The sequence below is a fragment of the Candidatus Dormiibacter sp. genome (assembly GCF_050999135.1).
In the GTDB taxonomy this organism is placed as follows: Bacteria; Chloroflexota; Dormibacteria; order Dormibacterales; family Dormibacteraceae; genus Dormiibacter; species Dormiibacter spiritus.
In genome coordinates, this window is record NZ_JBPCPN010000015.1 from 1 (window position 1) to 16,559 (window position 16,559).

Sequence of the window (16,559 nt, forward strand, 5' to 3'; positions counted from 1 at the left end):
TGTACTCGTCCGTCACCTCCGTTACACCGTCTCCGTTGAGTTGCGGGCGAGCCAGTCTTGGAGGAACTGCTCGGGGGTCAGGTAGCCGAGAGCCTGGTGAGGGCGGACCCGGTTGTAGGTGTCCTCCCAGCGGCGCAGCTCTACGGCCAGGGCGGTGACATTAGGCTCAGCCAGGGTGCATTCGTAAAACTCCTCGGTGTGGGTGCGCTGGGCGCGCTCGACGCAGCCGTTCAGCTTGGGGCTGCGGGGCGGCAGATTGAAGAGCCGGACGCCGAGCTCAGCGCAGGTGTCCTCGAACTCGGCCATGAACTCCGAACCGTTGTCGACCTGGATCGCCTTGACCGCGAAAGGCATCCGCTCGAGGACAGCCTGCAGGGCTTGGCGGGCGTTGCCGGCGGTGGCGCTGGAGTGGAGGTCCAAGACGTCCCAGCGGCTGACCACGTCACGGGCGGTGAACTGCTTATAGACCTTCCCCGGCAGCGGCCGCACATCGAGGCTGTCCAGCTGCACGAGGTCGCCGGGAGCCCTGATCTGGTAGTCCTTGGGCTTGCGCATGGCGTGCCGACGAGGTGAGCTCCGCTTGCGGGCCGAGATCCGGCCCAGGGGTTCTGGAAGCAGGCCTCGGCGGCGGTAGTCGCTCAGGATGCGACCGACCATGGAGACCGACAGCTGCAGGCCCTGACGGCGGAGCAGGATGCGTAGCTTGTCCTTGCCCCAGCGGGGATAGCGCTCACGGAGCTCAAGCACGACCTGGGCCTGGGCGGCGGTCCAAGTCGGCCGGCGCCGCCGCCGGGGCCGACAGCAGCGGTCCTCCAGCTGTTGGAGGTGGTGGGGGTCGTAGCGATTCCACCAGCGGATGCTCTTATGGATTGTCAAGCCACGACTGTCGGCAAGGCCCGATACACCTCACGGGCTACGTAGCGCTTCAGACACCGAATGATTTCGGCCTTGCTAAGAGCCTCGTTCGACCTCCTGGCGGCGTAGCGGCGTGTGCGGTCGTCGTATCTTAACCTCGTCATAACGACCGTCCAGAGCGCCCTATTGGCCTGTCGGTTGCCCCCACGGTTGAGGCGGTGACGTTGAGTCTTGCCGGATGACGCTGGGAGCGGCGAGACGCCACAGAGGGCAGCGAAGGCACTTTCGCTGGTTAACCGTTCGGGGTTGTCGCCAGCAGCCACGAGCAGCGTGGCGGCCACCTCAGCACCGACCCCTACCAACGACACAAGAGCCGGTGCCGCCTTCGGCACGACGCGGGCGAGACTGGCATCGAGCTCCGCTATCTCGCGCCCGAGCTGCTTCCATCGTCGCGCAAGTGCCCCGAGCGCCTGCTTGTACGCCGCCTCGGGCGAGATGAGAGGCCCCCGCCTGAAGCCAGCTGCCTTGGTCGCAAGCTTGAATATGGACAGCCCGCGAAGCCCTTCTCGCAGCTGATCGGGAGCGGTCACCACCAAAGCCTGAAGTTGGTTGCCAGCCTGAGTACGCGCCTTGACGGCGGAGTAGCGCGTCGCACGCAAAACTCGGATCATCTCGACCTGACCTGTGCCAGCCTTTGGCTTGCCAACAGCCGTTCCAGCTAAAGTTGCTCGAGCTGCCGCCTCCGCGTCGAGCACATCACTTTTGCCCTTCAAGCGCCGCTTCCGACGGTCGGGACGCGATACCTCAATCACCTCGATGCCGGAGCCAACCATGAAGCGGGCGAGGCCGGCTCCGTACGAGCCCGTGCCTTCAACCCCGACCCTGTCCAGCCGCCCATGGCCGCGAAGCCAATCGAGCATTTGCTGGTGGCCTGCCCCGTCGGTCGAGAACTCCGACGTGGCTAAGGTACGCCCCAACCCATCGACCGCAGCTGCCACATGGATGTCGAGGTGCGTATCGACTCCCCCAGTGACGATCGGTTGTTCCTGTGCAATCGTGGTATTTGCCATCTCGCCTCCGACAGTCATGAGGTGGTGGCCGCACCAGCCGGGACGGGCGGACAGTACTGCGAAGGGGCCTCCAACCAGGCTCTTATCAGGTCACGTCCAACCCGGCCTGGTCGCGGCCGGACAGTCCCTCAGGGGCAGCCGACAGGTCCGATGCAAGGCACCAAGGGCCGGTAGAAGGTCGGGTCAGACCACCCCCTCAGGACGGCTTTCAATACTCGCAGTAGAAGGTCGGCCGCGAGATTCCGAAGCGGCGGCAGGTGCGGCTGACGTTGCCACCCTGGCGGCGGTGCCAATCGATGAAGGCAAGCCGCGCTTTGGCGCGCCGGCTCAAAAAGAGCCCCGAGTCGGGCGAGTCCTGCTGGAGCAGCATGCCACTGCTGCCGGCGCGGATCACACGCATGGTGACGACTCTGGGCCTGGTGGGATTAGGGTTGTCCATGCAGAGCCTCTTGGTGGTGTGGGTGTGTGGAAGCTCCTGCACCTTAGCCGGAGGCTCTGTGCTTCTCTATGCTGCTTTTCTCGTCGTCTCATCCACCTCCGGTGTCACGAGGGTGTCCGGACGTGCTCATCGGATCGTGTTGCCTGTCGGGGCGTCAGCGCTGCCGGCGAGCGATAATCTTCAGGTGAGCGAGGGCGCAGTCGGCTTCTGCATCAACTGCGGAGCCACTCTTGACGGGGGTCATCGCTACTGCGCCCGTTGCGGCACCCAGCGCTGGGTGCCCGAGCCTGACTCAGCCAGCCAGGCGCCGACCGTTCCTGGCCGGGCGGACCTGCCTGCGCCAGCCCGTTCGGCGCTGGCCCCCGCCGAGCAGAGGCCGCCGCCGCCGGTTCCCGGGACACCGCCGCTGGTCGGCAGGGATGCCGTGGGGACGCGCCTGGGCCTGCTGCCCTGGATCTATGCGGCGGGAGCGATCTTCCTGTTGGTGCAGGCTAGCCAGTTCCTCGCCTACTGTCTCTCGCCCACTTGGCGCGGCCAGCAGCTGGCTCTCCTCGCCGCGCGTGGGGTGCCACCGGGGCAGCGGCTGGGCTGGTTCCTGGTAGAGGCGGTGGTCCCGCTCACGCTGCTTCTGGCGGGGGCTGTCCTGCACGCGCTGGGCTTCTACGGCCTGCGCCGGGGACGGCGCTGGGGCTGGCTGTCAGCGGTGATAGTCGCCGCCTTCTGGTGCCTGGGGGTGTTCGGGATCCCTGTGCTCTGGCTGCTCAGCCGGCCCAACGTGCGCAGGTCCTACGGCGTTGACTGAGATTGGGCCCCCGGCGGTTGGCGATCACACCCGCGCGGGCAGCGTCGGCCGACGCACGCTGGAGGTAATCGGCGAGTGACGACAACCGGTGACGACGGGGAGCTGCGACTTGGGGCTGGGGTCTATGCCAGCGACGGCAGCCACGTGGGCTCCCTGCACCGAGCGCTGGTGGATCAGAACGACTTTCGCCTCCGAGCGCTGGTGGTGAAGGAGAGCCGCTCCTTCAGCGGCCACCTGCTGTCACCGGGCTCAAGTCTGCTGGTCGACGACGTGCTGATCCCGGTGGAGGCTTTGGCCAGTAAGAGCGACGATCGGATCGAGCTCAACCTTGACGCGGCGGCGATTCGGCAACTGCCGCCCTATCTCCACTACCGCTACACCACTCCGAGCGGTTCGGAGGACCTGGAGCACGTCAGCGAGGCTCTGGCTGGCTGGCCCGGTGTCCCCTCAATGGCGCAGGAGGCTGACAAGCGCGCCGACGAGATCGAAATCGAGGCAGGTGAGAAGGTGATGGCGCGCACGCCTGGTCAGGTTCTGGGCGAGGTGGAGTCGGTCCTGTTCGAGCACGGCGCTCTGGTCGGCGTGGCCCTAAAACCTGCCGGTTGGTTCAAGGCGCCTGTGATCCTGCCGCGCCGGCTGTTGGAGCGGGGCGACGACCTCGCCCTGTTTGCCCGCCTGGAGAAGGATGACCTGGAGCAGCTGCAACCGTTCGAGCCTGAGCCGGAGGGCTGACGCCACGGACGGGCATAGCTCTATGCCGTCCGGCGTGCCCCCCGTTCTGTCAGCGGCTGCGCTGCCAGTAGAAATAGCCGCCGGCCACGAGAGCGAGCAGCACGACGAGCGCAATGATCTTGTTGGGCGTGATGGCAGCCGTGATCAGGTAGGTCGAAAGTTCCACTGGATTCTCCTCGATTTTGGGGCGTGCGCTGATGAAGCGAACGCAGAATCGGCAATTGGGGCCGCGGCGGCGCAGTCTACCGAAGCCAGGCCCTCCACGCGGACGGCCTGCACTTGGTCCTCAGTTGCGCGCGGCAGATCCTAGTTGCTAGCCGCAGACACAGGCGGCTCGGGGTGACGCAGCAGCCGGAGTGCCAGGCCTGCCGCGAGCAATTCCAGGCCTGCCGCAATCGCCAGCGTCCCTGGCACCGACCAGCCGAGAAGCGGTCCGGCCAGCGCTGACCCGAGCGGGAGGCCCATCACGCTGAGACTGATCGAGATCGCCAGGGACCGTCCGAACCAGGCCGGGTTCATCACGCGCTGGCGGAAGGAGAACAGGGCCACGCTCGCGCCGCCGTCGGCGACTCCCGCGATCACCATTCCGGCCGCGGCCAGGAGAAGCGTGGCGGGACCCAGCGCCGAACCCGCAACCACCACCAGACCGACAGCCGAAACCAGGCCGAGGCCGCCGATCAGCCTGGCTTCGCGGCCCGAGGTCCTGACCCGGCCGAAAAGCAGGCTGCCGACGAGCGCAGTCAGACCGAACAGCGACCAGAGCAGACCGACTTCAAGGCTGCCGCCGTGGGGCAGGCCGAGGACCAGTACGGGCAGAGCGATGGTCAGCATGCCCCAGCCCGCGTTTGAGATCGGCAGTATCACTGCCAATGCGCGCAGCGAGGGCTTGGCGAGCGTGTAGCGCAATCCGGCCAGCGTCTCGCGGAAGAGCGAGCCGGCACCACGAGTGGTGGGCGCATCGCGCAGTAGGGCGGTCAAGAAGAGCGCTGCCAGCCAGACAGCCGCCACGACCAGCAGCGTGCCCAGGCCGCCCACCGACGCGAAGAGCAGGCCGGCCACGACCGGGCCGAGCAGCTCGGTGACGTTCAGCGAGGCGCTGTCGAGCGCGTTCATGCGGTCCCAGAGCGGTTGTGGCGTCAGGAGCGGCATGAGCGACCTGGTGCCGGTCATGGTGAGCGGCAGTGTGATGGAGCCAAGGCCGACGATGAGCACAAGTACCTCGGGGGCGAGTCTCCCGCTCCGGTCAAGCGCCACGATGCTGATCAACATGCTCACGCCCACAGCCAGATCGAGGGCGATGAGTCCCTTGCGGCCGTGGCGGTCGAGAAGGGCGCCGGCGATCGGGCTGCAGATCAGGCCGGGCAGCCAGCTGGCCGCCGCGGTCAGCCCGGCCAGGGTGGGGGAATGAAAACGTTGGAGCACGAAGAGCACGAGGCCGAGGCTCCAGACGGAGCCGCCCACCCGGGCCAGCAGCGTGAGCAGGACCAGCGCCGGCAGCCCTGACACCCGCCAGAGCGCTCGGTAGCTGACGGTGGCAGCGGCCTCCCCGCTTGGCTCGGGCATCAGGATGAGGCTAACCAAGCCGCCTTGGACTAGGACTCGTGGCGGTAGCGCGCTTGCCAAGCTGTCAGGCCGAGCAGAACTCCGCCCAATAACCACCAGGGGTCGAAAAGCCAGAGATGCCAGCGCGCGGACTCCCCGCCCAATCCGGCCGGGATGGGCACCACTCCCGCCACCATCAGCGCGTGCTGGATCAGGCTCGCGAGTCCCTCGTAGCCTGCGATCAGCACAGATCCGAGCCAGGCGACCCCAAGAAGCAGCCGTCGCGCCAGCCAGCCACGCGGTCCAGCGATCAGGGCCAGCGCCAGCAGGCCGACCAGAACCTTGAGCGCACCAGTTCCCCACATGAGCGCCACGGCGGCCGGCTGCCGCTCCATGACAGGCTGCACGAGCGCGGGTGGAAACGCGCTGCTCCCAACTGAGCCGCCGGCGGCGAAGTAGAAGCTCTGCAGGGAGAAGATCCACGCCCAGGCGCAGGTGGCCCAGCCGAGCCAGACCAGGCGCCGCCGGCTCCGCGCGGGCGTTGGGCGGAGGTCTGCGGGCGGGCGCTGGCTCAGCGGCCGACGCGGAAGAACATCACATCGCCGTCCTGCACGCGGTAGTCCTTGCCTTCCAGGCGCAGCTTGCCCTGGCTGCGCAGAACGTCCATCGAGCCCGCCGCCACGAGGTCGTCGACCGAGGTGACCTCCGCCTTGATGAAGGCCTTCTCGAAGTCGGAGTGGATCACCCCGGCGGCGACCGGAGCGGCGGCCTCCCGGGCGCAGGGCCAGGCTCGCACCTCGGGCTCACCAGCCGTGAAGTAGGTGATCAGACCGCCCGCCGCCCAAACCGCGCGGGTCACCTCGGCCAGACCAGACTCCTTCAGCCCGTAGCTATCGCGCATCTCGACCTGCTCGTCCGGCGCCAGCTCGCTCAGCTCGTACTCGAGCGCGGCGGCCACCACCAGGGCTGCCGCGCCGCGCTCGCGGGCCACCTCCTTGACGCGCGCCGCCAAGCGTTCGTCCGCCAACCCCACCTCGTCCACGTTGGCCACCACGACTGACGGCTTGAGCGAGACCGCGTAGACCGGTTCCAGCGCCTCCGCCTCGTCGCCCGCCAGGTGCAGGCTGCCCAGCCCACGGCCTTCATCCAGATGCGCCTTCGCGCGTTCCAGCACCGCCAGCTCGCCGGCGACCTGCTTGCGGCCCGAGCGCGCCTCCCGGCCGACGACGTCCAGCCGCCGCTCGACAGTCGCCAGATCGGTCAGAGCGAGGTCCAACTCGATGCCCTCCAGATCGCCGGCGGGGTCAGGTTCGCCGCCGAAGCCTCGCACCACCTTGACCACCACGTCAGCCTCGCGCGCGGCGGCGATCCGCTGCGCGCGGCTTCCCGGCGGCGCGTCTATGAGCCTCACCTGCGCGGCCACTATGCGCTTGGGACCGACGGCAGCGGCCAGCCGCCCGAGTCTTGAGTCAGGGACGTCCAGCATGCCCACGCCATCGGCCCCGCGACCGGCCGTCAGAGCATTGAACAGGGTGGTCTTGCCGGCGCCCGGCGGCCCGACGAGAGCAACGCTAACTGGCACCGTGTCCTTATCAGACCGGGACCTGGTCCAATTCGTAGGCCGCGTGCAGAGCCCGCACCGCGCGCTCCGCGTCGGCGCGATCGATGAGGCAGGTGATGCGGATCTCGGAGGTGGAGATCATCTCGATGTTGATCCGCTCTTGGGCCAGCGTCCTGAACATGCGGGCTGCCACGCCTGGCGTGCCCAGCATCCCGGTCCCCACAATCGACACCTTGGCCAGCCCACCCGCCTGGTTCACTCCCTTGGCTCCGACCTCCTTCGACACCTGCTCCACCAAGTGCAATGCCTGGCGAAGATCGCGCTCAGCGACTGTGAAGGTGAGGTCGGTCCTGCCGTGCGAGGAGACGTTCTGAACTATGACGTCGACCGAGACCGCATGTTCACTGAGCGGCTCGAAGACGGCGGCCGCCACGCCCGGCTTGTCAGGCACGTCCAGCACAGTGATCTTGGCCACCTCGGTCTCGTGTGCCACTCCCCTGACACGCTTGCGATCCTCCATCGGTACCTGATCGACGATCATCGTACCTGGGGCTTTCCTGAAGCTCGATCGGACGTGGATGGGCACCCCGTACAGCTCGCCGATCTCCACCGCCCGCGGATGCATCACCCTGACGCCGACCGCCGCCAGCTCCAGGATCTCGTCGTAGGCGATGTGGCGCAGCAGGCGCGCCCGGGCGACCACGCGAGGATCGGCTGTCAGGATGCCGGCGACGTCGGTCAGAATCTCGCACATCTCGGCGCCGAGCGCCGCGGCCAGTGCCACGGCGGTCGTGTCGGAGCCGCCCCGTCCCAAAGTGGCGATGTCGGCATCTTCAGTGGCGCCCTGAAACCCGGCCACGACAGGCACCTGACCCCGCTCCAGCGCTTCCAGGATGCGCTTGGGCCGGATGTCCTTGATTCGCGCCCGCGAATGGTGGCGGCTGGTGGTGATGCCGGCCTGGGGTCCGGAGAGCGAGACCGCCGGCACGCCCAGCCCCTGCAGGCACATGGCCACCAGGGGCGCCGTGATCGTCTCCCCGTTGGCGACCAGCATGTCAAGCTCTCGCGCCGGCGGTTCGCAGTTGACCTCTCTCGCCAGTCGTATCAGACGGTCGGTGGTCTGCCCCATCGCGGAGACCACCGCAACCACCTGCTGGCCTGAGCTGACGGTCTTGGCGATCCGCTCACTGACCCGTTTGATCCGCTGGGCTGTACTGAGTGAGGTGCCGCCGTACTTCTGAACTATCAATCGTCGACCTCGTAGCCCGCCTTCGAGATCTTGGTAAGCATCGCGTAGCCGGTTTCCGGGCCGGCGTCGGCCATTGCGTCCATGACAGCGTCGGCGCTGTTCCGCTCGCAGAGCGCGAATACGCTCGGCCCCGCCCCCGCGATGGCTGCGCCGTGGGCGCCCGCCTCGCGCGCGGCCTGCATGACGTCGGCGGCCCAGGGGTAGAGCGGCAGCCGCTGCGGCTGGTGCAGCCTGTCGTCCAGGGCGACGCCGAGGCGCTCCCAGTCCCGCGTATAGAGCGTGTGCACCAACGAGGCCATGCGGCCCAGGTTGAAGACGGCGTCTGCTCGTTCGACCTGGGCCGGCAGCACTGCGCGCGCTGCCTCGGTCGAGACCGGGTTCGGGGCCACGAAGAGGGCGATCTCAAGTCCCGGCGGAGGTAGGGACTGGACCTCGTCCTCGATCACCGCCACCAGGCCGCCGAGAACGGCGGCGGCGACGTTGTCGTAGTGACCCTCCTCCCGGCCCGCGGCGCCGATGGGGTCGTCGGCACCCTGCAGGACAGCCGCCGCCACGCGGGCTGCGGCGCTGGAGCCGAGGCCCACGCCGACTGGAATCTCGCTGCTCACCCAGCCCCTAAAGCGCAGGACCGAGAGTGGGTTATCGGCTCCATTCAACAACTCTGCCCCCTCGCCCTCGAACTCCCAGTCCGGCTCGTCGGCCGGCTCGGCCTCCACCTCCAGCCAGAGGTCCAGGGCCAGCGCGAGGACGTCAAAGCCCGGTCCGAGGTTGGCAATCGACGCCGGTACCCGAATCCTCACAGCTTCAGCACCTTGGCCAGCGCCCTGGCGTCGCCGTCGATGGTGACCGGCGGTTCGACGTTGCCCAAAGCGGCGTCGGGATCCTTCAGGCCGTTCCCTGTGAGCACTATGACGCTGGTCGAGTCGCGCTCGATCCGCCCCTCTCGCACCAGTCTGACGAGCAATGCCAGCGGGGCACAGGAGGCCGGCTCGGCGAAGAGGCCCTCGGCGGCGGCCAGCTGGAGCTGGGCTTGCAGGATCTCAGTGTCGCTCACGGCGTCGATGAGCCCGCCCGACTCATCCCGCGCCAGTGTCGCGCTCTCCCAGCTGGCCGGGTTGCCGATCTTGATCGCGGAGGCGACGGTCTTGGGCTCGGCCACCGGTGCGCCCTTGACGATCGGGGCCGCGCCCTCGGCCTGGGCGCCGACCAGGCGCGGCAGGAGGGTGCTCCGGCCGGCCGCATGGTACTCCTTGAAGCCCTTCCAGTAGGCGGTGATGTTGCCTGCGTTGCCGACCGGCAGGAGCAGGTAATCGGGCGCATCGCCCAGTGCGTCGACGATCTCGAAAGCGGCTGTCTTCTGACCCTGGATGCGGTAGGGGTTGACTGAGTTGACAAGCGCCACTGGATAGTGCTCAGCCAGATCGCGGACAGTGCTGAGGGCGGCGTCGAAGTTGCCGGGGATCTGGACCACCTTGGCGCCGTAGACGAGCGCCTGGGAGAGCTTGTTGAGGCTGATCTGGCCGGCCGGAATGATCACGATGGCCCGCATCCCCTGGCTGGCGGCGTAGGCCGCAGCCGAAGCCGAGGTGTTGCCGGTGGAGGCGCAGACGAGCACCTGGGCGCCCTCCTCGATCGCCTTGGCGACAGCCACCACCATGCCGCGGTCCTTGAAGGAGCCTGTGGGGTTCAGGCCTTCGTACTTGAAGTAGAGCGCACCGAGCCCCAGGGCGGGGCCGATGTTTCGACTGCGCACGAGCGGCGTGGAGCCCTCCTGGAGGTCTACCTTGGGCGTGCGGTCGCCGACCGGCAGCCACTCCCGGTAGCGGTCGATAACCCCGATCCTCTTCCCGCTGGTCATTAGATGATGCGGATGAACGACCTGACAGCGATGTCCGGCTCCTCGGCGGCGATGCGCTCGCGCACTCGCCGAAGCGCCACATCCGAGGCAGTGTGGGTGGTGACCACGAACTCGGCGGTGTCGCCTTCACTCTCCTTCTGGATCGCCCCCGCGATGTTCACTCCCTCCTGCCCAAAGACTGTGAACATGGCGCCGAGCATGCCCGGTCGGTCAGCCAGGACGCAGCGGAAGTAGGCGCGCGTCTCGACCAGATCCATCGGCAGCATGACCAGTTCCGAGCGGAACTCGATGGCAGGTCGCCGCTGCACCTGCCGGTGACAGGACCGAGCCAGATCGACCAGGTCGCCGACCACGCTGGAGGCCGTCGGCCGGCCGCCGGCGCCCTCGCCCTGCAGCAGGACGGGGCCCACCAGGTCGCCCTCCACGTAGACGGCATTGGCGGCGCCCTCCAGGTTCCCCAGCAGGTGGCCCAGCGGCAGCAGCACGGGGTGCACTCGCGCCTCGACCCGACCCTGCTCGTCCTGCGCTGCGTAGGCCAGCAATTTCAGCTCGTAGCCCAGCTCCCTCGCGTAGGGGAAGTCGACAGGATCCACCCGGCCGATGCCCTCGCGATAGATCGCCTCCGGCCGCACGTGCGCGCCGAAGCCGATCGACGCCATGATGGCCAGCTTGTAGACGGCGTCATGAGCGTCCAGGTCTTCGGTCGGGTCCGCCTCGGCAAAGCCGGCCGCCTGGGCTTCCTTCACAGCGTCTGCCAGTGTCCGACCGCGCGCCATCTGGCCCAGCACGAAGTTGGTGGTCCCGTTGATGACAGCCATGATGCGGCCCAGGTAGTTCGCGGCGAGATCCACCCTGAACGTGCTGATGAGCGGGATGCCGCCGCCCACCGCGGCTTCGAAGTAGACATCGACGTTGCGCCGCCCGGCCAGCTCCAGCAGCTGGGGGCCGTGCTTGGCCATCACCAGCTTGTTGGCGGTGACCACGTGCTTGCCGTTGCAGATGGCCCGCTCCAGGTAGCTTCGGGCCGGCTCTTCGCCTCCGGCGACCTCCACCACCACGTCGATGGCAGGATCGTCGAGGACCTCGGCAGGGTTGGTGGTGAGCAGGCCTTCGGCGACTGTTATCGCGCGGGGCCGATTCAGATCCCTGACCAGCACTCGGGCGAGGCTCAACTCCAGGCCGGCGCGGCGGCTCAGCTCAGCTCGCCGCTCCAGCAGCCGCGCTGCCACTTGCGTGCCGACGGTGCCGAGACCGATCATGCCTACCCGGAGGCGGCCGGAGGGAGTCACTCGCCTATTCTCACCAACCGTGGCTCTCTTACTGCGTGAAGCTGACGTCGAAGCGCTGGCCGACCTGGACGCGATCATCTCCGCGGTGGCGGCAGCCACGCGAGATCTCGGCCGAGGCGAGGCGCAGAATCAGCCGCGGCGCCGGGTTTTTCCGCCTGGCGGCGTGCTCAACGTCATGTTTGCCAGCTGGCCTGGTGGCAGGGTCACGGGTCTGAAGGCCTACACCATCGGCGGCGGCCAGGTTCGCTTCCTGGTCACTCTCTTCGACCTGGACGGAGCGCCGATCGCCATGATCGAAGCCAACCGCCTGGGCGCTCTGCGCACCGGAGCGGCGACGGCCGTCGCAGCCCGAGCGCTCGCCGGCCGGGGGCCGAAGATCGTGGCAGTAATTGGCACTGGGTGGCAGGCCAAAACCCAGGTGGCGGCGCTCCGCGCCTGCCTGGAGGTGAGCGAGCTGCGCGTCTACGGCCGCGACGAAGGGCGGCGCGCGCGGTTCGCTCAGACCGTCGGCGGCCGAGCGGCAGGCTCGGCCGAGGAGTGCGTGCGAGGAGCCGATGTGGTGGTGACCATCACCACCAGCGCCGTCCCGGTCCTGCAGGCAGCCTGGGTCAAACCGGAAGCGCTCGTCGTGGGCGCCGGCTGCAACATTCCCAGTCGCAGTGAGCTGCCGGCTGACCTGGTCACCAACTGCCGCGCGGTGGTGGTGGACCAGCGCGAGACAGCCGAGCTGGAGAGCGGCGACCTGCTCAGCGCCGGCTACGACTTCGCCGGCTGCGTTGAGCTGGGTGCGGTGCTGGCCGGCACCGTCGAGCTGCCGGCAAGCGGCGGTCCGCTGCTCTTCGAGTCGCACGGGCTCGCGCTGTGGGATCTGGCGGCCGCGACGACTCTTCTGAAGAGCGCTCGCACCGCGGGCCGGGGTGAGGAGGTTGGCCTCTTCCGGTCGGCCGGAGAGCGGCGGTGAACGCTGTCTTCCTGATCGCCCAGCAAGTGCTGCGCCTCTCCTTCCTGTGCGCACTGATCCTGGGCTTGGTCTTCTGGACGGTAAAGACCGAATCGGTGGTGGGCCTGCACATGCTGTTCGGCATCCTGCTGGTCGCGTCCCTCTGGACAATGGGAGCGGTGACACTCGCCTCCGGCGGGAGCCTGCCGCTCAGCTTAGGCGCCATCGGCCTGGGCTTTCTCGTGCTGCTGCTCGGGCTGACCCAGACGTCGCTCTTGCCCGGCTCCGGCCACTTCCTGATTGAGGTTCTCCACCTGCTGCTGGGACTGGCCGCAGTTGGCTTCGGAGAGATGCTGGGCGCCCGCCGGCGCCGCGCTCGGAGCGAGCGGCCGGCCCGCTAGGTTTTCCAGGCCGCATTCACCGCACGGTCAAAGCTCCTTTCATGCCCAGGCTCTCATGGCCGGGCTCCTGGCAGTAGTCCACGTAGCTTCCGGGGGGCAGGTCGAGCTTGAGGGTGGTCTGGTCGCCCGGCTTGAGGTTGGGCGTCTTGACCAGCACATGGCCTGAGGCATCGCGCAGCCAAAGGTTGTGCGGACTCTTACCAGCGTTTACGACCAGGATCGAGTCGCCCTGTTTGACGCTCACTGACATGGGATCCAGAGAGAAGTCGGCCAGGCGCACTGTGGCGGCGGCGGGTGGTCCCGAGGGCGAGATGCTGGGCGCCGAACTGGTGCTGCCTGCCTGGCTGTTGCCGCTGCCGCCGCAGGCGGCCAGCGCAATGGCGGCAAGCAGGCCGGCTATGCCAATACGAGTCATGGAAAAGGACCTCCTGTAATTGGTAAAGGGGGCGCCACGGCGGCGCCCCCTTGGCGGAACAAACCGTCAGACTGGTTGCTCTACTCGAATTTCTGGGGCAGCTTCTTGACGATCGCGGTGGCCAGCGGGTCTGCGATCATCTCCATGTGCTGCGCGGCGGCGCGGTCCTTCGTGGCCGAGCCCTTGTAGTCCTTCGCGCCCTGGGCGTCGACGATGTCTTTAGTGGTGAGAACATGCGTCTTGGTCAGGTCGGCGACAGCCGCATTGGGCAGGCCGGTGGCGCCAGCGATGAAGTCGCTGAACTGCGGAATGTAGACGGTGGTCAGATTCTGGACCGCCTTGTCCTTCGCGGCCTGGTCGCTCTTGGCGACACCGGTCGTGTAGTCGACGAAGAACCCGTTGTGCGCGCTCCAGATGCCGTTGAACTTGGCCTGGGCGTCAGCCCCGTAAAGGCTGCCGATGGCGGCACCGAGGTCGGTGCCGTTGTCGTTCAGGGCCTTGCCGGCGGCCGCAAACTCGTCCTGACGGCCGCCGAGCGCGGCGGACGTGGCTGAGCTGGCCAGATAAAGGTGCTCCTGCAGCAGAAGGTTGAGCGACACCCGGAGACCCACTCCCTTGTTGGTCGCGTCACCCGGGAATTTATCAGACTGCTTCTTGGCGATCGCCTCGGATAGCGGATCGCCGATCATCTGCATATGGGCGTATGCCTTGCGAACGTCGGTGGAGACCGCCGGCCAGTTCTTCGCGGCCTGATCGTCGACGATCTGCTTGGTCGTCAGCACGTGGGTCTTGGTCAGTTCCGCCACGGTGTCCTTGGGGAGGCCGGTGGCCCCGGCGATGAACTCGCTGAACTGTGGGATGTAGACGGTCGTCAGGTTGTCGACGGCCTTCTGCTGCATGGCAGCATCGTTCTTAGCCTTGCCGACTGTGTAATCGACGAAGAACCCGTTGTGGGCGCTCCAGATCTGGTTGAACTTCATCTCCGCATCCGGGCCGTAGGCCGCGCCAACCATGGCGCCGATGTCGGTGCCGTTCTGGTTGAGCAGGGCGCCGTAGGCTTGGTATTCGTCGGTCCGCCCGCCGAGCGCCGCGCCGGTCGCCTTGGACGCGAGAATGAGGTGCTCTCCGAGCAGAATGTTGAGCTTTGTCCGGAGATCCGCCGCCTTACTGGAAGTTGCCGCAGCAGCTGCCGAAGAGGTGGCGGACGGCGAACTCGTACTCGATGTGGATGAGCCGCCGCTGGAGCATGCCGCTGCAAAGAACGCAGCGGTGACTCCGACGGCGACGAGACGGATAAGGGCCTTCAAGGGAAATCCTCCAGATTGGTGAGTGGTGCCGGTGGGAGCGGCGAATTACGGGGGTAGCTACGTTCCCTCTACGGCTTCCTGCCCACCTGGATCACGACGGCGCCCGGAGCCGGCTGGACGTGACTGAGTGGCTCGTCAGTTCAGAAAACCGAACCCGCCCCACCCCGTTTCCGGCTGCCGGGTGGTCCGCGACCGCTCTATCGGCGCCTGAGCAACTGCGCCGTGGGCCAAGACTGGTCGAGGATCACCTAGCGCAACTCCTCGCTCACGCCTTCCTGAGCCAAGCCGCCCATCAGCGGCGACGCGATGTCTGCCTTGTCAGCTCGGAGCACATTCTCGACAGCCTCGAGAATCAGCTCAGCAAGAGCCGGTCCTTCAGCCCAAGCGTGCGCTCTGACCCCTGGCGCGCCCAGGGTACGGTCGCATGCTGTCAGTGCTCGTCATCGTTGTTCTCCAGGAGCCCAAGGTCGCGTAGGCTCTCGGCCGTTTCCACGATCGTCGTCTCCGCCGGGCGTGGGCGCCAGCCGAGCTCGGTCTTCGCCCGGTCGTTGTGGATGATCAGGCGGGGGGGATCCTCTCCGGGCGCTTCTTCGGTGGGCACTCGTTCGCCCAGCGGGCCGAGCCGCTCGCGCAGGAGCTGGGCCGTCTCCAGGAAGCTGATCGTCGGCCCGTCAGCCAGGACCAAGAAGCGCTTCCCGGCGGCCTCGGGGGCGGCCATCGCGCGGATGTGCACATCGGCGACGTCGCGCACGTCCGCGACGCCGAAGCGCTGGCGCCGCACGACGGGCATGTGTCCGTCGAGCATCGCCTTGATCAGCTGCAACGACGAACGCGCCTGTGTCGTCAGCGTCGGGCCGAGGATGAAGGTGGGGTTGACCGTGACCAGCTCGGTGTCGCCTCCCTCGCGTTCGATGAAATCCCACGCGGTCCGCTCGGCGATCACCTTCGACAGGGGATATGCCGCCAGACCCGGCGTGTCCGGGTCGGTCCAGTCCGCCTCGGTGTACTCGAAACCGGGCTTGGGTGTGTAACCGACCGCCACGAACGACGAGGTCAGCACAACCCGCCTCGCCCCTGCGTCCCGCGCGGCCCGCAGGGCGTGGATGGTGCCCTCGCGGGCGGGAACGATCACCTCGTTTGGATCGTCGGTCTGGATCATTGGCGAGGCGACGTGATGAACCTCCTCGCAGCCAGCCGCCGCCGCAGCCCACCCGTCGTCGGCAGTTAGTTCAGCGGCGACGACCTCCAGGCCGCTGTCGTCCGCGTTACCGCGACGCATCGCGGTACGCACATCGCCCTCGCTCTCCAGAGAGCGAACCGTCGCCCGCACCTCACGACCGTCGCGCAGCAGCGCAGCGATCAGCTGGGTGCCCACATAGCCGGACCCACCGGTAACCAATACCTTGCTCATCGCAGCACCATCTCTTCAAGTCGGGGAAACATGGCCTGGACCCGCCGGCCCGCGTCGGCCTCCGCGCCCACATCACCGCGGTCGCGGGCGTCCCACAACGCCGCCTTCGCGCGCAGATAGTCAAGGTGAGTGCGCAGCGTCTCGATCTCAGCCTCGATCCGCTCCACGTGACGCAACAGCAGATCGCGCTGTTCACCCGCCGCCTCATGTCCACGCCCGCGGTTGGCCTGATAGGTGCGCATGTCCTCGATCCCGACGCCTATGGCGCGCAGACAGGCCAGCGCCTGCAACGTATCGAGATCTTCCTCGGGGTAGCGGCGGTGCCGGCTACTCGGGTCGCGCTCGATCGGGCCGATCAGCCCGACCTCCTCGTAGTAGCGCAGCGTCGGTTCGCTCAGCCCGCTGCGCCGGGACATATCCCGGATTGTGAGAGCTGTCATGTAGGCAGCTTCACACACCTCAAGCGCTTGAAGTCAAGGGCGGCAGGAAAACTTTTCGCGACCCGAGCGGGACCCAAGGCGAGCGACGCTCGCGTCGCGGGGGAAACAGGACCGCCGGAGGCAAGGACGACGTCCCGGCTCGTCGCCACGAGCAGGACTGCAGGCTCCGCGGAGGCGAGCGCCGCACCGTTGCTGCTGGGATCCGAGCTGCGACGGATGCTCGCATCCTGTCGAGGACTGTTGTCAAA

At 67.6% G+C, this 16,559-nt stretch carries 18 protein-coding genes; 4 read left to right on the forward strand and 14 right to left on the reverse strand.

Annotated elements, in window-relative coordinates; all coding sequences use genetic code 11:
- Positions 1-21: 21 nt before the first annotated feature.
- The 3 genes from ACR2MZ_RS03660 to ACR2MZ_RS03670 all read right to left on the reverse strand — a co-directional run bounded on the left by ACR2MZ_RS03660 (position 22) and on the right by ACR2MZ_RS03670 (position 2,406).
- Positions 22-876 (reverse strand): integrase core domain-containing protein, encoded by an 855-nt coding sequence (locus ACR2MZ_RS03660; RefSeq protein ID WP_434003714.1) that lies wholly within the window; start codon positions 874-876, stop codon positions 22-24.
- Positions 873-1,925, reverse strand: coding sequence for an IS110 family RNA-guided transposase (locus ACR2MZ_RS03665; protein ID WP_434003751.1), 1,053 nt, complete (start codon positions 1,923-1,925; stop codon positions 873-875). The genes ACR2MZ_RS03660 and ACR2MZ_RS03665 overlap by 4 nt, the downstream gene beginning before the upstream one ends.
- Before the next feature lie 208 nt (positions 1,926-2,133).
- The gene (locus tag ACR2MZ_RS03670) at positions 2,134-2,406 is read right to left on the reverse strand and encodes a hypothetical protein (RefSeq protein ID WP_434003715.1); all 273 of its coding nucleotides are present in this window, start codon (positions 2,404-2,406) and stop codon (positions 2,134-2,136) included.
- Between the two features lie 142 nt (positions 2,407-2,548).
- On the opposite strand from ACR2MZ_RS03670, the gene ACR2MZ_RS03675 reads away from it, so the two are divergent.
- Both ACR2MZ_RS03675 and ACR2MZ_RS03680 read left to right on the forward strand, forming a co-directional pair.
- Positions 2,549-3,166, forward strand: coding sequence for a zinc ribbon domain-containing protein (locus ACR2MZ_RS03675; protein WP_434003716.1), 618 nt, complete (start codon positions 2,549-2,551; stop codon positions 3,164-3,166).
- A gap of 75 nt (positions 3,167-3,241) precedes the next feature.
- A complete protein-coding gene (locus ACR2MZ_RS03680; RefSeq protein WP_434003717.1) occupies positions 3,242-3,898 on the forward strand; it encodes a PRC-barrel domain-containing protein in 657 nt (218 codons plus the stop codon).
- A 306-nt stretch (positions 3,899-4,204) separates the two neighbouring features.
- On the opposite strand, the gene ACR2MZ_RS03685 is transcribed toward ACR2MZ_RS03680, so the two are convergent.
- Genes ACR2MZ_RS03685 through ACR2MZ_RS03715 form a run of 7 tightly spaced genes read right to left on the reverse strand, consistent with a single transcriptional unit; the run spans position 4,205 to position 11,397 of the window.
- The gene (locus ACR2MZ_RS03685; protein ID WP_434003718.1) at positions 4,205-5,461 is read right to left on the reverse strand and encodes an MFS transporter; all 1,257 of its coding nucleotides are present in this window, start codon (positions 5,459-5,461) and stop codon (positions 4,205-4,207) included.
- A gap of 29 nt (positions 5,462-5,490) precedes the next feature.
- On the reverse strand, positions 5,491-6,015 hold the full coding sequence (locus ACR2MZ_RS03690; RefSeq protein WP_434003752.1) for a DUF3995 domain-containing protein: 525 nt from the start codon (positions 6,013-6,015) through the stop codon (positions 5,491-5,493).
- Positions 6,012-7,022, reverse strand: a complete 1,011-nt coding sequence (locus tag ACR2MZ_RS03695) for a DUF933 domain-containing protein (protein ID WP_434003719.1) — start codon at positions 7,020-7,022, stop codon at positions 6,012-6,014. The genes ACR2MZ_RS03690 and ACR2MZ_RS03695 overlap by 4 nt, the downstream gene beginning before the upstream one ends.
- A 10-nt stretch (positions 7,023-7,032) precedes the next feature.
- Complete coding sequence (locus tag ACR2MZ_RS03700) at positions 7,033-8,250, reverse strand: aspartate kinase (protein WP_434003720.1); 1,218 nt, start codon at positions 8,248-8,250, stop codon at positions 7,033-7,035.
- Positions 8,247-9,050 carry a homoserine kinase gene (locus ACR2MZ_RS03705; RefSeq protein ID WP_434003721.1) on the reverse strand — a complete coding sequence of 268 codons (804 nt, stop codon included), beginning with the start codon at positions 9,048-9,050 and terminating at the stop codon, positions 8,247-8,249. Before ACR2MZ_RS03705 ends, ACR2MZ_RS03700 begins: the two co-directional genes overlap by 4 nt.
- Positions 9,047-10,108, reverse strand: a complete 1,062-nt coding sequence (gene thrC, locus ACR2MZ_RS03710) for a threonine synthase (RefSeq protein WP_434003722.1) — start codon at positions 10,106-10,108, stop codon at positions 9,047-9,049. The genes ACR2MZ_RS03705 and thrC overlap by 4 nt, the downstream gene beginning before the upstream one ends.
- Positions 10,108-11,397, reverse strand: a complete 1,290-nt coding sequence (locus ACR2MZ_RS03715; protein WP_434003723.1) for a homoserine dehydrogenase — start codon at positions 11,395-11,397, stop codon at positions 10,108-10,110. Before ACR2MZ_RS03715 ends, thrC begins: the two co-directional genes overlap by 1 nt.
- Before the next feature lie 19 nt (positions 11,398-11,416).
- On the opposite strand from ACR2MZ_RS03715, the gene ACR2MZ_RS03720 reads away from it, so the two are divergent.
- Together ACR2MZ_RS03720 and ACR2MZ_RS03725 are read left to right on the forward strand one after the other, a co-directional pair.
- Positions 11,417-12,358, forward strand: a complete 942-nt coding sequence (locus ACR2MZ_RS03720) for an ornithine cyclodeaminase family protein (protein WP_434003724.1) — start codon at positions 11,417-11,419, stop codon at positions 12,356-12,358.
- A complete protein-coding gene (locus ACR2MZ_RS03725; RefSeq protein ID WP_434003725.1) occupies positions 12,355-12,738 on the forward strand; it encodes a hypothetical protein in 384 nt (127 codons plus the stop codon). The genes ACR2MZ_RS03720 and ACR2MZ_RS03725 overlap by 4 nt, the downstream gene beginning before the upstream one ends.
- Positions 12,739-12,754: 16 nt before the next feature.
- Here the strand turns inward: ACR2MZ_RS03725 and ACR2MZ_RS03730 are convergent, their stop codons facing one another.
- The 4 genes from ACR2MZ_RS03730 to ACR2MZ_RS03745 all read right to left on the reverse strand — a co-directional run bounded on the left by ACR2MZ_RS03730 (position 12,755) and on the right by ACR2MZ_RS03745 (position 16,311).
- Positions 12,755-13,153: a plastocyanin/azurin family copper-binding protein gene (locus ACR2MZ_RS03730; protein WP_434003726.1), complete on the reverse strand. Its 399-nt coding sequence runs from the start codon at positions 13,151-13,153 to the stop codon at positions 12,755-12,757.
- Positions 13,154-13,233: 80 nt separating this feature from the next.
- Positions 13,234-14,460: a hypothetical protein gene (locus ACR2MZ_RS03735; protein ID WP_434003727.1), complete on the reverse strand. Its 1,227-nt coding sequence runs from the start codon at positions 14,458-14,460 to the stop codon at positions 13,234-13,236.
- A 430-nt stretch (positions 14,461-14,890) separates the two neighbouring features.
- Positions 14,891-15,871: an NAD-dependent epimerase/dehydratase family protein gene (locus ACR2MZ_RS03740; RefSeq protein WP_434003728.1), complete on the reverse strand. Its 981-nt coding sequence runs from the start codon at positions 15,869-15,871 to the stop codon at positions 14,891-14,893.
- Positions 15,868-16,311 carry a MerR family transcriptional regulator gene (locus tag ACR2MZ_RS03745; protein ID WP_434003729.1) on the reverse strand — a complete coding sequence of 148 codons (444 nt, stop codon included), beginning with the start codon at positions 16,309-16,311 and terminating at the stop codon, positions 15,868-15,870. The genes ACR2MZ_RS03740 and ACR2MZ_RS03745 overlap by 4 nt, the downstream gene beginning before the upstream one ends.
- Positions 16,312-16,559 lie beyond the last annotated feature (248 nt).